The sequence below is a fragment of the Pseudomonas sp. B6001 genome (genome assembly GCF_013386015.1).
GTDB lineage: Bacteria > Pseudomonadota > Gammaproteobacteria > Pseudomonadales > Pseudomonadaceae > Aquipseudomonas.
This window is the reverse complement of the sequence record NZ_JACAOX010000027.1, coordinates 29402-43360: the sequence shown is the minus strand read 5'-3', so window position 1 is coordinate 43360 and position 13959 is coordinate 29402. Positions and strand designations below refer to the sequence as shown.

The window sequence follows — 13959 nt, the reverse complement described above, 5'->3', positions numbered from 1 at the left end:
GGTTTCTCCATCCAGACAAAAAACCTCAGGCAACACAATACCAATGTGGGAGCGGGCTTGCTCGCGAAGGCGGTGTATCAGCCACCGAATTTATTAACTGACCCACCGCTTTCGCGAGCAAGCCCGCTCCCACATTTTGATCTCCACTCACCTCCACAGCCGATTCGGCTGCCCCACCCCACTTTTCAGCTTTCCCGGCTGAGCCACCCCCTCAGTTCAGCCGGGATTCTTCCTTCACACCGCACAAAATAGCCTCACTGCCCACCCCATGGACCCGTGCCCCCATGCAAACCACCAACACTGTCCTGATGATCCGCCCGGCGCACTTCGCCTTCAACCCGGACACCGCGATCAACAACCGCTTCCAGCGTGCGCCCCTCGACCCGTTGGCGGCACAGCAGAAAGCGCTGGAAGAGTTCGACGGCTACGTCGACACCCTGCGCCACCACGGCGTGGAAGTGCTGGTGGTACAAGACACCCCCGCTCCCCATACCCCGGATTCGATCTTCCCCAACAACTGGTGGAGCAGCCACGCCGACGGCAGCCTGGTGCTGTACCCGATGGAAGGCCGGAACCGACGACTGGAACGCGACAAAGGCGTGCTGCAAGTGCTGGAGCAACGCTTTGCGATCCACAACACCATCGACTTCAGCCACCTCGAACAACAGAACATGTTCCTCGAAGGCACCGGCAGCATGGTCCTCGACCGCCAGCACCGCATCAGCTACGCCTGCCATTCCGGGCGTACCCATCAGGATGCCCTCCGCCAGTTCGCCGAACGCCTTGACTACCAGGTCTGCGTATTCCACGCCGTCGACCGCCACCACGCGCCGATCTACCACAGCAACGTAATGATGAGTGTCGGCCGCGACCTCTCCGTGGTGTGCCTGCAAGCCCTGCCCGATGACCACGAGCGCCAGGCCCTTGAACGCTCCCTGCGCGACACCGGCAAAGACATCGTCGCCCTGGACTTCGACCAGCTGGAAGCCTTCGCCGGCAACATGCTCGAAGTCCATGACCGCGACGGCCAGCCGCTGCTGGTGATGTCGGCCAGCGCCTGGGGCTCCCTCAAGCCCGCCCAGCGCCAGCACGTGGAGCGCCACACCCGGCCGGTGGTGGTGAACATCGACAACATAGAACGCATCGGCGGCGGCAGTGCCCGCTGCATGTTGGCGGAAGTACATCTGCCCGCCCGCCCCTCATTTCAATAAGGAGTCTTCCCATGACCCGCTATATCGACGTCAACGACTTGAGCTACCTGGTTTCGCAAAAAGGCCTGCAAACCTGCATTACCGAGATGGCCGAGTACATCCGCGCCGACTACCTGCGCTGGCAGGACTTTGAAAAATGCGCACGCCTGGCCAACCACTCGCCCGAGGGCGTGATCGAGCTGATGCCGGTGTCCGACGCGTCGCTGTACGCCTTCAAATACGTGAACGGCCACCCGAAAAACACTCAGAGCGGCATGCTCACCGTCATGGCCTTCGGCGCCCTGGGTGATGTGGACACCGGCAAACCGGTGCTGCTGGCGGAAATGACCCTGACCACCGCGATCCGCACGGCCGCCACCTCGGCCCTGGTGGCGCGCTACCTGGCCCGGGACAACAGCCGCAGCATGGCGCTGATCGGCAACGGCTCCCAGAGTGAGTTCCAGGCCCTGGCCTTCCACGCGATGCTGGGCATCACTGAAATCCGCCTGTTCGACATCGACGCCAAGGCCACCGCCAAACTGGCCGCCAACCTCAAAGCCTTCCCGGCGATCAAGGTGATCCTGGCAGGCAGCGTTGCCGAAGCCGTGAAAGGCGCCGACATCGTCACCACCGTCACCGCCGACAAGGCCTACGCCACCATCCTCACGGACGAGATGATCGAACCGGGCATGCACCTGAATGCCGTCGGTGGCGACTGCCCCGGCAAGACCGAACTGGACCGACGAATCGTCGAACGGGCCCGCGTGATTGTCGAGTACGAGCCACAAAGCCGCATCGAAGGCGAAATCCAGCACATGCCGGAAGATTCGCCGGTCACCGAGCTGTGGCAAGTGATCAACGGCCAGGCGCCAGGCCGCGAAAACGCGCGCCAGGTCACCCTGTTCGACTCGGTAGGTTTTGCCATCGAAGACTACTCCGCCCTGCGTTACGTACTGGACGTGGCCAAGGCGCTGGACGTGGGCAGCGAACTGGAACTGGTGCCGGACCTTGCCGACCCCAAGGACCTGTTTGCCCGCCTGACCCAAGCACCGGTGGCACAGCAGAAAAAGCGCGCCTGAGACCGCTCTGGCCTGCCGCTTTGCGTGAAAGGCAGGCCGGAAAAACCCGGTCAACAAGCCGATTCAGCGGGTGCCGCAGCCGTTTCCGCTGTGACCCGCGTTTTAACAGCACATTCCGCCCGCCGCGGCAGGGGTAAACGACACAAAAAACGCACCATCTTGAAGCATTCTCTCTGACAACAAACAGCCCAATGTGGCGAGGCACCCAATGGTGAGGCAGCCCAATGTGGCGAGGGAGCTTGCTCCCGCTGGAGTGCGTAGCGCTCCCAGGATTTTGGGGCCGCTGCGCAGCCCAGCGGGAGCAAGCTCCCTCGCCACAAAAAGCCTCTTGACCTTAGCGTCCCGTTTTCTACTGCCCTGACATCAATTACAAAATATAGGGAATACACATGACTCCGCTCCGATCACTTTTCGCTGCGCTGCTCCTGCCATTGGCCGCAACCGCTGCCCAGGCTCAGGAATGGAAAGAAATCCGCTTTGGGGTTTTCCCCGAATACCCACCGTTTGAATCCGTCGCCGCCGACGGCAGCCTGCAAGGTTTCGACATCGACCTGGGCAACGCCATCTGCGCCAAGCTGGAAGTCAAATGCGTGTGGGTCCACAACGAATTCGACGGCATGATCCCGGCCCTGCGCGCCCGCAAGTTCGACGCCATCATGTCCTCCATGGCCGTGACCCCGGCCCGCCAGAAAGTCATCGACTTCAGCGACCGGCTGTTCCTCAGCCCGACCTCGGTGATCACCCGCAAAAGCGCCGACTTCGGCGACACCCCCGAATCCCTGAAAGGCAAACAGGTCGGCGTGCTGCAAGGCTCGCTGCAGGAAGCCTACGCCCGTGCGCACCTGGCAAAACTTGGCGCGCAGATCAAGGCGTACCAGTCCCAGGAACAGAACTACGCCGACCTGCAAAACGGTCGCCTCGACGCCACCCTGACCGACAAGCTTGAAGCCCAGCTCAACTTCCTGTCCAAACCTGAAGGCGCCGACTTCAAGACCGGCCCGGCCTTCAAGGACCCGACCCTGCCGCTCGACATCGCCATGGGCCTGCGCAAGAACGACAAGGACCTGGTGGAGCTGATCAACAAAGGCATCGCCGCCGTCCAGGCCGATGGCACCTACACGCAGATCCAGAAGAAATACTTCGGCGATCAGGACATCTACAACGAGTGACGCCTCCTGTGGGAGCGAGCTTGTGTGGGAGCGGGCTTGCTCGCGAAAGCGGTGGGTCAGTCACACATGTATTGACTGAAACTCTGTCTTCGCGAGCAAGCCCGCTCCCACACAAGCTCGCTCCCACCGTAAAACTCTGCGCTCCATCGAGATACTTCCCATGAATGAACTCCTCAACTTGCAAGGCTTCGGCCCGCTGCTGGCCCAGGGTGCCTGGATGACGGTCAAGCTGGCGTTCCTGGCGCTGCTGCTGAGCCTGTCTCTGGGACTGCTCGCCGCCGCCGCCAAGCTCTCCAGCGTCAAGCTGCTGCGGGTTCCGGCCACGCTCTACACCACGCTGATTCGCAGCGTGCCGGACCTGGTGCTGATCCTGCTGATTTTCTACAGCCTGCAACTGTGGCTGAACGACCTGAGTGAAATGCTCGGCTGGGCCTACTTCGAAATCGACCCGTTCACCGCCGGTGTCATCACCCTCGGTTTTATCTACGGTGCGTATTTCACCGAAAACTTTCGCGGGGCGATTCTCAGCGTGCCCGCCGGCCAACTCGAAGCCGCCACCGCCTACGGCCTGAGCCGCTGGCAGCGCTTTCGCCTGGTGCTGTTCCCGCAACTGATGCGCTTTGCCCTGCCGGGCCTGGGCAACAACTGGCTGGTGCTGCTCAAGTCCACCGCGCTGGTGTCGATCATCGGCCTGTCAGACCTGGTCAAGGCCGCACAAAACGCCGGCAAGACCACCAATGACCCGCTGTATTTCCTGATCCTCGCGGGCCTGGTGTACCTGGTGATCACCACCCTCTCCAACCGCATCTTCAAACGCCTGGAACGGCGCTACAACGTGGGCATCAAGGGGATGGTGCGATGATCGAACTGATCCAGCAATACGGCCTGGCCTACTTGTTCACCGACGGTAACGGCTTTTCCGGGGTGGCGATGACCCTGTGGCTCTTCATTATCTCGGTGGTGCTGGGCTTCTTTCTGTCGATCCCGCTGGCGATCGCGCGGGTCTCGGAACACTTCTGGATTCGCTGGCCAGTGGAGGTCTACACCTACCTGTTTCGCGGCACGCCGCTGTATATACAGTTGCTGATTTGCTACACCGGCCTCTACGGCCTGGACGTGGTGCAGGACAACGCCCTGCTCAACCAGTTTTTTCGCAATGCACTGAACTGCACGCTGCTGGCGTTTGTACTGAACACGTGCGCCTACACCGTGGAAATCTTTGCCGGGGCGATTCGCAACATCCCCCACGGCGAGATCGAAGCCGCCAAGGCCTACGGCCTGCATGGCTGGCGCCTGAACCTGTTTGTGGTAGTGCCCGCCGCACTGCGTCGCGCACTGCCGGCCTACAGCAATGAAATGATCCTGATGCTGCACGCCACGTCCCTGGCGTTCACCGCCACCATTGCCGACATCCTCAAGGTGGCCCGCGACGCCAACGCCGAGACGTTCCTGACGTTCCAGGCCTTCGGCATCGCTGCCCTGTTGTACATGCTGCTGTCCTTTGCACTGGTGGGCCTGTTTCGACTGGCCGAACGTCGCTGGATGCGTTTTCTTGTTCCTACCCGAGGCTAACCCATGAATCAGTCCGCGCAGGCCCTGGCCGCTTATCCCACCGATGTACGCCCCACTACCCAGCCGGTCGCCGTGGCCGAAAACGCCAACGTCAAACTCCAGGTCGAAGGCCTGCACAAACGCTATGGCGAGCATGAGGTGCTCAAGGGCGTTTCACTGAACGCGCGCAACGGCGACGTGATCAGCCTGATCGGCGCCAGCGGCTCCGGCAAGAGCACGATGCTGCGATGCATCAACTTCCTCGAACAGCCGGACGCCGGGGTTATCACCCTCGATGGCATCAGCATCGAAATGCAGCAAGGCCGCGCCGGCACGCGCGCGCCGCACCAGGCGCAATTGCAGAACCTGCGCACCCGCCTGGCCATGGTGTTCCAGCACTTCAACCTGTGGAGCCACATGACCGTGCTGGAAAACATCACCATGGCGCCGCGCCGGGTGCTGGGGATGAGCGCCGCCGAGGCGGAAAAACGCGCACGCCTGTACCTCGACAAGGTCGGCCTGCCGGGCCGGGTGGCGGACCAATACCCGGCATTCCTCTCCGGCGGCCAGCAACAGCGCGTGGCCATCGCCCGGGCCCTGGCGATGGAACCGGAGATCATTCTGTTCGACGAACCCACTTCGGCCCTCGACCCTGAACTTGTAGGAGAAGTGCTCAAAGTCATACAGACGTTGGCGGAGGAAGGTCGTACCATGCTCATGGTCACCCACGAAATGGGCTTTGCCCGCCAGGTGTCCAGCCAAGTGCTGTTCCTGCATCAGGGCCGCGTCGAGGAACAAGGCGGAGCCGGAATCCTCGACCAGCCGAACAGCGAACGCTTGCAGCAATTTCTTTCCAACCGATTGAAGTGAACACCACACACCATGGATACCAAGGCCACCGGACCGAACGCCTCACCTGTGCTGGACCGCATCGATGAAGCCATCATCGACGTGTTACGGCACCAGGGACGCATCACCTACGAAAAACTCTCGTCGCTGGTGCACCTGACGCCCAGGCCGTGCCTGGAACGGGTGCGCAAGCTGGAACGACGCGGGGTCATCCGGGGTTATGGGGCGATCATCGACGTGCAGATGGTCTCGCCGGGGCTGTCACTGCTGGTGCTGGTGGCCCTCTCCAACCAGAGCGGGCGCTCGGCGCAGAAGGCGTTCGAGGCATGTGTCAAAGCCTGCCCGCAAGTGTTCGAGTGCCAGTTGATCAGCGGGCCGTTCGACTACAGCCTGCGCATGCGCTGCCGGGACATGGAGCACTACCGCGTGCTGACGGAAACCTGGCTGAACAATGATGAATTGCACATCGATAAATTGGTGGCGCATCCCGAGCTGGCGGTCGTAAAAAACACCGCCACCGAACTGGCCTGAATCCGCCCCTACAGGCAATAGAGATCAAATGTGGGAGCGGGCTTGCTCGCGAATGCGGTGTATCAGTCGCTGGATGTGCTGCTGACACACCGCATTCGCGAGCAAGCCCGCTCCCACATTTAACCGTGCCCGCTTGAAATTCGCTTGCCTGGACGCGCCCCAATCAGCTTCGCCTGCCCATCCCGCTGCTTGCCCGTACGCGCCTCGCTGATCAGCCCCGGAATCAACTTGCCCTCCGGCAGATTCTTCCAGAACCGGCTCGGCAAATGCCCTTCCATCACCTTCGGATTCAACCGCGCCGGGTTAAAGATATGGCTGTAGTACGTCAACCACATCGCACTGTGGGGATCCTCGACATTCTGCGCCAACGCCTGCCATTCCACCGGGCATTGCCGCTGGTGAATCAACTGCTCCCCGTCGTAATAAACCCCATCCAGGGGCGTGGCGATCATCCAGCGATGACGCCCCATGCGCCCGACAAAATGCTGGCTGGCCACCTTCAAGATATCGTGGGCCGGCTCATGCCACGCCACGTACTCCGGCAACTGCGGCCCCGCCTCTGCCGGCAATGCGATAAACCGCACAAACGCATGCAGGTGATGGGCCTCGCGCTGCACCTGCTTGATCCGCCGCTGCAATTCGCTACCCAGCTTGTCCCCCGACATCATCGCCGTGCGGTCCCCATGGCTGACGCGCCACAGCACCTCATACAACAGGCTCCAGCGCTGTTCACCGTGATAACACGCGGCAGACTCCAGCAGCTCCAGCAGCGCCTTGGGAATCCGCGCCTGGAACGGCCCGCACTCCGCCGGGTACTGCTCGTCGGTGGCAAACAGGTCCGCCACCTCGGCCACGCCCCAACTCACGTGGCTGGGGTCGATCTGATAACTGAGCAACCAGCGCGCCTGCTCGCGCCAGGTGCTGAACAGGTTGTCGCATTCCAGGCTGATCATCCCCACAGCCCCATTTGCTGCGGCTGCGGGCGGTCGCGCAGTTGTTCGCGCAGCAGCACGCTGGTGCTTTCCGCTTGCTGCGGGTGGTAGTCGCTGGTGATGAAAAACGGCTTGGCCTTGGTCAGCACACACCGCATGCGCGCCAGGTCTTCGAAGCGGATCTTGCGCTGGCGACGCAGGTCCACCAGCCGTTGGGTGGTGCGCAGGCCAATTCCGGGAATGCGCGCAATAAGCGTCGGCTCGGCCCGGTTCAAGTCCAGCGGGAACACCTCGCGGTGCTCCAGCGCCCAGGCCAGCTTGGGGTCGATATCCAGGGCCAGGTCGCCCGGCCCTTCAAACAGTTCATTGGCGCTGAACCCATAGCTGCGCAACAGGAAATCCGCCTGGTACAAGCGGTGCTCGCGCATCAGCGGCGGCGCGGCCAGGGGCACGCTTTTCGGGCTGTTGGGGATCGGGCTGAACGCCGAGTAATACACCCGGCGCAGTTTGAAATTGCCGTACAACGCCTCGGCGCTGTGGAGGATGGTGCTGTCGTCGGTGTCATCGGCGCCGACGATCATCTGCGTGCTCTGCCCGGCCGGCGCGAAACGCGGCGCGCGGGGTTCGTTGAGCACGGTCTGCTCACCGGTATAGATGGTTTGCATGGCCTGCTTGATCGAGACGATCTGCTTCTCGGGCGCCAGGGTTTGCAGGCTCTTGTCCGTTGGCAACTCGATATTCACGCTGAGGCGATCGGCATACCGCCCCGCCTCGGCAATCAGTGCCGGGTCGGCTTCGGGAATGGTCTTGAGGTGGATGTAGCCGCGAAAGTCATGCTCTTCGCGCAGGAGTTTGGCGACCTGCACCAGCTGCTCCATGGTGTAGTCGGCCGAACGGATGATGCCGGAACTGAGAAACAGCCCGCTGACGCAGTTGCGCCGGTAAAAGTCGAGGGTCAGGGTCACCACCTCCTCCGGGCTGAAGCGTGCACGGGGCACGTCGCTGGAGCGGCGGTTGACGCAGTATTGGCAGTCGTAGAGGCAGAAGTTGGTCAGCAGCACCTTGAGCAACGACACGCAGCGACCGTCGGGCGTGTAGCTGTGGCAGATGCCCATGCCATCGGTGGAACCCAGCCCCGCCTTGCCTTCCGAGCTGCGCTTGGGCGCACCGCTGCTGGCGCAGGACGCGTCGTACTTGGCGGCGTCGGCGAGGATGCTGAGTTTTTCGATCAACTGCATGGGGCTTCTACCGATACTGGTTTTTTGTACAGTATCAGCAGCCGCCCCCGCGGTTCAAGTGCAGCCTGTCAGCTGGCGGTGGCCAGCAACACGTCCTGCACCGAACGGCTCTTGCCGCGGCTGCGGTCGTGTTCGTACAGCGACGCAGCAATCTCGTCGGCACGGATCGGCAGGATCGACAGCAAGGTATCGCTCAGGCCATGGCTGGCCTGGCTGAAGCCCTGCATGTAGATGCCGGCCTTGCAGCGCTCGTCGGTGACGATGCGGTAGTCGCGGCTGACTTCAAAGTCGCCCATATAGTCGGCCAACGGTGCGAGCAACTGACGATGCATCTGGCGCTCGTAACCGGTGGCCAGTACGACGGCATCGTAATGGTTGAGGCTGGTTTCGCCGGTGGCGTTGTTGCGCAGCGCCAACTCCACACCCAGCGGCCCGGCCGTGGCTTTTTCCACGGTGGTCAGGGTACGGAACGCGTGACGGGCAATGCCGGAAACTTTCTGGCGGTAGAAGATCCCGTAGATGCGCTCGATCAGGTCCAGGTCCACCACCGAATAGTTGGTGTTGTGGTATTCGTTGACCAGGCGCTCGCGCTCGCTGCCGTTCTGCTGGAACACCAGGTCGGTGAACTCCGGCGAGAACACTTCGTTGACGAACGGGCTGTCATCCGCAGGCTTGAGGGCCGAGCCGCGCAGGATCATGTCGACCTGCACTGACGGGAAGCTGTCGTTGAGGTCGATAAACGCCTCGGCTGCGCTCTGGCCACCACCGATGATCGCGATGCGCATCGGCTTGCCGTCGACACACGGTTGCTGGGCCATGCGTTCCAGGTACTGGGAGTGATGGAACACCCGACCGTCATCCTTGAGCGCCTTGAACGACGCCGGAATACGCGGCGTACCACCGGCGCTGACCACCACCGAGCGGGTGGTGCGCACGTGCTGTTCACCCTGGGCGTCCCGGGAAATCACCCGCAGCGCCTCTACCTGCTGCTGATGCAGGATCGGCTCGATGGCCAGCACTTCCTCGCCGTAGCGGCTTTGCGCCTGGAACTGCCCGGAGACCCAGCGCAGGTAGTCGTTGTACTCCATGCGGCACGGATAGAAGGTACCCAGGTTGATGAAATCCACCAGGCGCCCGTGGGCCTTCAGGTAATTGACGAAGGAATAAGGGCTGGTGGGATTGCGCAGGGTCACCAGGTCCTTGAGGAAGGAAATCTGCAATTCACTCTGGGTGACCAGGGTGTTGCCGTGCCAGCGGTAGTCGGCCTGTTTGTCGAGGAACAGCACGTCCAGTTTGCCCTGGGCTTTCTCGCGTTCCTGCAGGGCGATGGCCAGCGCCAGGTTCGAAGGGCCGAACCCGATACCGATCAGGTCGTGAACGGCGGGCGATGCAATTGCCTGTGTCATTCCAGTGTCCTCTGGATAAGCCCCGTGGCAGTGGGGCGGGAAAGCCTCAGAGACCTGAAGGCACAGCAACAGGTCGTGTGTTGATAGGAGACGAGGACAATGAAATAAAATTTAGCTAACGCTGGAATCAGTGCGCATCCCACTCACGCATGCGCGCCCGGCAATGCTTCATGGCATTGACGATGTGTTTTTCCACCAGCGCGCGGGAAATACCCAGGCGCTCGGCGATTTGCAGGTGGGACAGGCCGTCGAGCTTGCGCAACAGGAAACTGTCACGGCAGAGCGCCGGCAGCTCGGCCAGCGCGCGCTCAAGCATTTCCAGGCGCTGGCCGTGGTCCAGGCAGTGATGGGGCGAAGACAGCGAAAAACGCTCCTCGCTGTCGAGTACTTCCAGGGGTTCATCCTGGCGCAGGGCGTTGCGCCGATGACCGTCGATCACCAGGTTCAGCGCCGTGCGATAGAGAAACGCCCGGGGCTGCTCGATCGGGACCTCACTGGCACGCCCCAGCACCCGCACATAAGCGTCATGCACCACATCTTCGGCCACCTGACGGTTGCCCAGCTTGGCGTTGAGGAAACACACCAGCTCGCGATAGTAGTTTTCCAACATGACTCCCGACCGCCTGTAGGCGGCATTAGGTCCTTTGATTACGAAGATAACGGCCGATTCGATGATGGCAGTTTGAGGTGCGTGTAATTTATAGTAATTCTCATCTAGTTTTAAACAAGACTTGCAACGCCGGCCAATTATTTTGCCTGACACACCTGTAACGGCATATGTAACGGCCTAAATCCCCGGACAATTTCCTCGTCTACCTGTCAGCTTCCCGCTCCTGCGGGCCGATCTTTCCTGGCTGGAACTCTGCATGAAACGTCCTCGACCTGCCCGACGCGCCCTGCTTGTGGTCGCGTGCCTGATCCCCGTCATCGCTTTAGCTGCCTGGCAGGTCCTGCCGCCGGGCCGGGACAAACTGGCGACCGTCACCGTGACCCGGGGCGATATCGAAAGCAGCGTCACGGCCCTGGGCACCCTGCAACCCCGGCGCTACGTCGACGTGGGCGCCCAGGCGTCCGGACAGATCCAGAAGATTCACGTCGAGGCCGGTGCCCAGGTCAAGGAAGGCCAATTGCTGGTAGAGATCGACCCCTCCACGCAAAAAGCCAAGCTCGACGCCAGCCGCTATGCCATCGAGAACCTGCAGGCCCAGTTGCAGGAGCAACGGGCCCAGCACGAACTGGCTCGCCAGAAGTACCAGCGCCAGCAACGCCTGGAAGCCGGTAACGCCACCCGCGAGGAAGACGTGCAAACTGCCAGGGCCGAGCTGAGCGCCACCCAGGCGCGGGTCGACATGTTCCTGGCGCAGATTCGCCAGGCCAGGGCCAGCCTGCGCAGTGACGAGGCAGAGTTGGGCTACACGCGCATTTATGCGCCAATGAGCGGCACCGTGGTCGCGGTGGACGCCCGGGAAGGCCAGACCCTCAACGCCCAGCAGCAAACCCCGCTGATCCTGCGGATCGCCAAGCTTTCGCCGATGACCGTATGGGCCGAAGTCTCGGAAGCCGACATCGGCCATGTCAAACCCGGCATGACCGCCTACTTCACCACCCTGAGCGGCGGCAGCCGACGCTGGACCAGCACCGTGCGGCAGATTTTGCCGATCCCGCCCAAGCCGCTCAACGAAACCAGCCAGGGCGGTGGCAGCCCGAGCAGCGCCAGCAAAAGCGGCACCGGGCGAGTGGTGCTTTACACGGTGCTGCTGGACGTCGACAACACCGATAACGCCTTGATGGCGGAAATGACCACCCAGGTATTCTTCGTCGCCGGCCAGGCCAGGGACACCCTGACCGCGCCGGTCGCCGCCCTGCAAGGCAGCCTCGGCGGCGACAAACAGATCGCCCGCGTGGTGGCGAAAAACGGCAGCATCGAGCAACGCGAAATCCGCCTGGGCCTCAGCGACCGCCTGCGAGTCCAAGTGCTGGAAGGCCTGAACGAAGGCGATCACCTGCTGATCGGCCCGGCCGATGGCAGCGGAGGTTGAATGTCGACCCCACTGATCGAACTCAAGGGCATCCGCAAATCCTACGGCGGCGGCGACACGCCGCAGGTTGATGTGCTGCGCGGCATCGACCTGGCGATCCATGCCGGGGAATTCGTGGCGATTGTCGGCGCCTCCGGCTCCGGCAAATCCACGCTGATGAATATCCTCGGCTGCCTCGACCGCCCCACCGAGGGCGACTACCTGTTCGCCGGGGAAAACGTCGCCCGGCTCGACAGCGACGAACTCGCCTGGCTGCGCCGCGAGGCCTTCGGTTTCGTGTTCCAGGGCTATCACCTGATCCCATCCGGCTCGGCCCAGGAAAACGTCGAGATGCCGGCGATCTATGCCGGCATCAGCGCCGCCGAACGCCATGCCCGCGCCAAGGCCCTGCTCACGCGCCTGGGCCTGGCCGAGCGCACCGGCAACCGCCCGCACCAGCTTTCCGGCGGCCAGCAACAGCGGGTGTCGATTGCCCGGGCGTTGATGAACGGCGGGCATATCATCCTCGCCGACGAACCCACCGGCGCCCTCGACAGCCACAGCGGCGCCGAGGTCATGACCCTGCTGGACGAACTGGCCAGCCAGGGCCACGTGGTCATCCTGATCACCCACGACCGCGAAGTCGCGGCGCGGGCCAATCGCATCATCGAGATCCGCGACGGGCTGATCATCAGCGACTCTGCCGACACCAGCGAGACGGCCGCCGTGGCGATCTCGGGCGCCTTGCAAGCCGTGGACCTGCGCCAGCGCCTGGCCGATGGCGCCGAGCACAACGGCGCCTGGAAAGCCGAGCTGCTGGATGCCGTGCAAGCCGCGTGGCGGGTGATGTGGATCAACCGTTTTCGCACGGCGCTGACGCTGCTGGGGATCATCATCGGCGTGGCGTCGGTGGTGGTGATGCTGGCGGTGGGCGAAGGCAGCAAGCGCCAGGTGATGGCGCAGATGGGCGCTTTCGGCTCCAATATCCTCTACGTCAGCGGGTCGGCACCCAACCCGCGCACACCACCCGGCGTGATCACCCTCAACGACGTCGCCGCCCTGGCGGCCCTGCCTCAGGTCAAGCGCATCATGCCGGTGAACGGCGCAGAGGCCGGGGTGCGCTTTGGCAACGTCGACCATATGGCGTATGTCGGTGGCAACGACACTAACTTCCCGACGATTTTCAACTGGCCCGTGGCCGAGGGCAGCTACTTTACCGAAGCCGATGAGCGCTCCGGCGCCACCGTCGCCGTGATCGGCAACCGGGTGCGTACCAAACTGTTCAAGGACAACCTCAATCCGATCGGCCAATACATCCTGATCGAAAACGTGCCATTCCAGGTGGTGGGAGTGCTGGCGGAAAAAGGCTCCAGCTCCGGAGATAAAGACAGCGACGACCGCATCGCCATCCCCTACACCGCCGCCAGCGTGCGTTTGTTTGGCAGCTACAACCCCGAATACGTGGTGATCGCTGCCGCCGATGCACGCAATGTACGCGAGGCAGAAAAAGCCATCGATCAGTTATTGCTGCGCCTGCATAACGGCAAGCGTGACTATGAGTTGACCAACAATGCCGCCATGATCCAGGCCGAAGCAAGGACCCAGAACACCCTGTCGCTGATGCTCGGTTCGATTGCCGCGATCTCGCTGCTGGTGGGCGGTATCGGCGTGATGAACATCATGCTGATGACCGTACGCGAGCGCACGCGGGAGATCGGCATCCGCATGGCCACCGGCGCGCGGCAGCGGGATATCCTGCGCCAGTTCCTCACCGAAGCGGTGATGCTTTCGGTGGTCGGTGGCCTCACCGGCATCGGCCTGGCCCTGCTGGTAGGTGGCGTACTCATCCTCAGCAACGTGGCCGTCGCGTTCTCGATTCCGGCCGCCGTGGGGGCCTTCTTCTGCGCCCTGGTCACCGGCGTTATCTTCGGTTTCATGCCGGCCCGCAAAGCCGCTCGACTTGACCCGGTCAAGGCCCTTACCAGTGAATGATCGC

The 13959-nt window shown here is 62.5% G+C and carries 13 protein-coding genes; 9 read left to right on the top strand and 4 right to left on the bottom strand.

The features are described from left to right. Positions 1 to 284 precede the first annotated feature (284 nt). The 7 genes from ctlX to HX821_RS25890 all read left to right on the top strand — a co-directional run bounded on the left by ctlX (position 285) and on the right by HX821_RS25890 (position 6369). A complete protein-coding gene (gene ctlX, locus HX821_RS25920; RefSeq protein ID WP_087694491.1) occupies positions 285 to 1211 on the top strand; it encodes a citrulline utilization hydrolase CtlX in 927 nt (308 codons plus the stop codon). 11 nt (positions 1212 to 1222) lie between these two features. Beyond that, positions 1223 to 2269: an ornithine cyclodeaminase gene (locus HX821_RS25915; RefSeq protein ID WP_177036785.1), complete on the top strand. Its 1047-nt coding sequence runs from the start codon at positions 1223 to 1225 to the stop codon at positions 2267 to 2269. Positions 2270 to 2658: 389 nt separating this feature from the next. After that, on the top strand, positions 2659 to 3438 hold the full coding sequence (locus HX821_RS25910; RefSeq protein WP_003212870.1) for an ABC transporter substrate-binding protein: 780 nt from the start codon (positions 2659 to 2661) through the stop codon (positions 3436 to 3438). A gap of 160 nt (positions 3439 to 3598) precedes the next feature. Continuing rightward, entirely contained in the window at positions 3599 to 4300 is a 702-nt protein-coding gene (locus HX821_RS25905; protein WP_008434488.1) for an ABC transporter permease, read from the top strand. Beyond that, the gene (locus tag HX821_RS25900; RefSeq protein WP_008434490.1) at positions 4297 to 5010 is read left to right on the top strand and encodes an ABC transporter permease; all 714 of its coding nucleotides are present in this window, start codon (positions 4297 to 4299) and stop codon (positions 5008 to 5010) included. Before HX821_RS25905 ends, HX821_RS25900 begins: the two co-directional genes overlap by 4 nt. A gap of 3 nt (positions 5011 to 5013) precedes the next feature. After that, on the top strand, positions 5014 to 5859 hold the full coding sequence (locus HX821_RS25895; protein WP_177036783.1) for an ABC transporter ATP-binding protein: 846 nt from the start codon (positions 5014 to 5016) through the stop codon (positions 5857 to 5859). Between the two features lie 12 nt (positions 5860 to 5871). Further along, complete coding sequence (locus tag HX821_RS25890) at positions 5872 to 6369, top strand: Lrp/AsnC family transcriptional regulator (RefSeq protein ID WP_003208571.1); 498 nt, start codon at positions 5872 to 5874, stop codon at positions 6367 to 6369. Between the two features lie 119 nt (positions 6370 to 6488). Here HX821_RS25890 and HX821_RS25885 read toward each other — a convergent pair whose 3' ends face one another. From HX821_RS25885 to HX821_RS25870, 4 genes are all read right to left on the bottom strand, one after another. Beyond that, complete coding sequence (locus tag HX821_RS25885) at positions 6489 to 7322, bottom strand: TIGR03915 family putative DNA repair protein (protein ID WP_177036780.1); 834 nt, start codon at positions 7320 to 7322, stop codon at positions 6489 to 6491. Further along, the gene (locus HX821_RS25880) at positions 7319 to 8539 is read right to left on the bottom strand and encodes a putative DNA modification/repair radical SAM protein (protein ID WP_008434495.1); all 1221 of its coding nucleotides are present in this window, start codon (positions 8537 to 8539) and stop codon (positions 7319 to 7321) included. Before HX821_RS25880 ends, HX821_RS25885 begins: the two co-directional genes overlap by 4 nt. Positions 8540 to 8607: 68 nt before the next feature. After that, positions 8608 to 9945, bottom strand: coding sequence for a lysine N(6)-hydroxylase/L-ornithine N(5)-oxygenase family protein (locus HX821_RS25875; protein WP_003208565.1), 1338 nt, complete (start codon positions 9943 to 9945; stop codon positions 8608 to 8610). 127 nt (positions 9946 to 10072) lie between these two features. Continuing rightward, positions 10073 to 10555 carry a sigma-70 family RNA polymerase sigma factor gene (locus HX821_RS25870; RefSeq protein ID WP_032899291.1) on the bottom strand — a complete coding sequence of 161 codons (483 nt, stop codon included), beginning with the start codon at positions 10553 to 10555 and terminating at the stop codon, positions 10073 to 10075. A gap of 256 nt (positions 10556 to 10811) precedes the next feature. Here HX821_RS25870 and HX821_RS25865 point away from each other — a divergent pair, with 256 nt between their 5' ends. Next, positions 10812 to 11984 (top strand): efflux RND transporter periplasmic adaptor subunit, encoded by a 1173-nt coding sequence (locus tag HX821_RS25865; protein ID WP_177022269.1) that lies wholly within the window; start codon positions 10812 to 10814, stop codon positions 11982 to 11984. After that, positions 11985 to 13955: a MacB family efflux pump subunit gene (locus tag HX821_RS25860; protein ID WP_177036778.1), complete on the top strand. Its 1971-nt coding sequence runs from the start codon at positions 11985 to 11987 to the stop codon at positions 13953 to 13955. Positions 13956 to 13959 lie beyond the last annotated feature (4 nt).

Bases quoted from the DNA above. Each gene is read 5' to 3' on its own strand.
- HX821_RS25905 (WP_008434488.1), top strand. From the start codon at position 3,599: ATGAATGAACTCCTCAACTTGCAAGGCTTCGGCCCGCTGCTGGCCCAG.
- HX821_RS25865 (WP_177022269.1), top strand. From the start codon at position 10,812: ATGAAACGTCCTCGACCTGCCCGACGCGCCCTGCTTGTGGTCGCGTGC.
- HX821_RS25900 (WP_008434490.1), top strand. From the start codon at position 4,297: ATGATCGAACTGATCCAGCAATACGGCCTGGCCTACTTGTTCACCGAC.
- HX821_RS25910 (WP_003212870.1), top strand. From the start codon at position 2,659: ATGACTCCGCTCCGATCACTTTTCGCTGCGCTGCTCCTGCCATTGGCC.
- HX821_RS25875 (WP_003208565.1), bottom strand. From the start codon at position 9,945: ATGACACAGGCAATTGCATCGCCCGCCGTTCACGACCTGATCGGTATC.
- HX821_RS25895 (WP_177036783.1), top strand. From the start codon at position 5,014: ATGAATCAGTCCGCGCAGGCCCTGGCCGCTTATCCCACCGATGTACGC.
- ctlX (WP_087694491.1), top strand. From the start codon at position 285: ATGCAAACCACCAACACTGTCCTGATGATCCGCCCGGCGCACTTCGCC.
- HX821_RS25890 (WP_003208571.1), top strand. From the start codon at position 5,872: ATGGATACCAAGGCCACCGGACCGAACGCCTCACCTGTGCTGGACCGC.
- HX821_RS25885 (WP_177036780.1), bottom strand. From the start codon at position 7,322: ATGATCAGCCTGGAATGCGACAACCTGTTCAGCACCTGGCGCGAGCAG.
- HX821_RS25880 (WP_008434495.1), bottom strand. From the start codon at position 8,539: ATGCAGTTGATCGAAAAACTCAGCATCCTCGCCGACGCCGCCAAGTAC.
- HX821_RS25860 (WP_177036778.1), top strand. From the start codon at position 11,985: ATGTCGACCCCACTGATCGAACTCAAGGGCATCCGCAAATCCTACGGC.
- HX821_RS25915 (WP_177036785.1), top strand. From the start codon at position 1,223: ATGACCCGCTATATCGACGTCAACGACTTGAGCTACCTGGTTTCGCAA.
- HX821_RS25870 (WP_032899291.1), bottom strand. From the start codon at position 10,555: ATGTTGGAAAACTACTATCGCGAGCTGGTGTGTTTCCTCAACGCCAAG.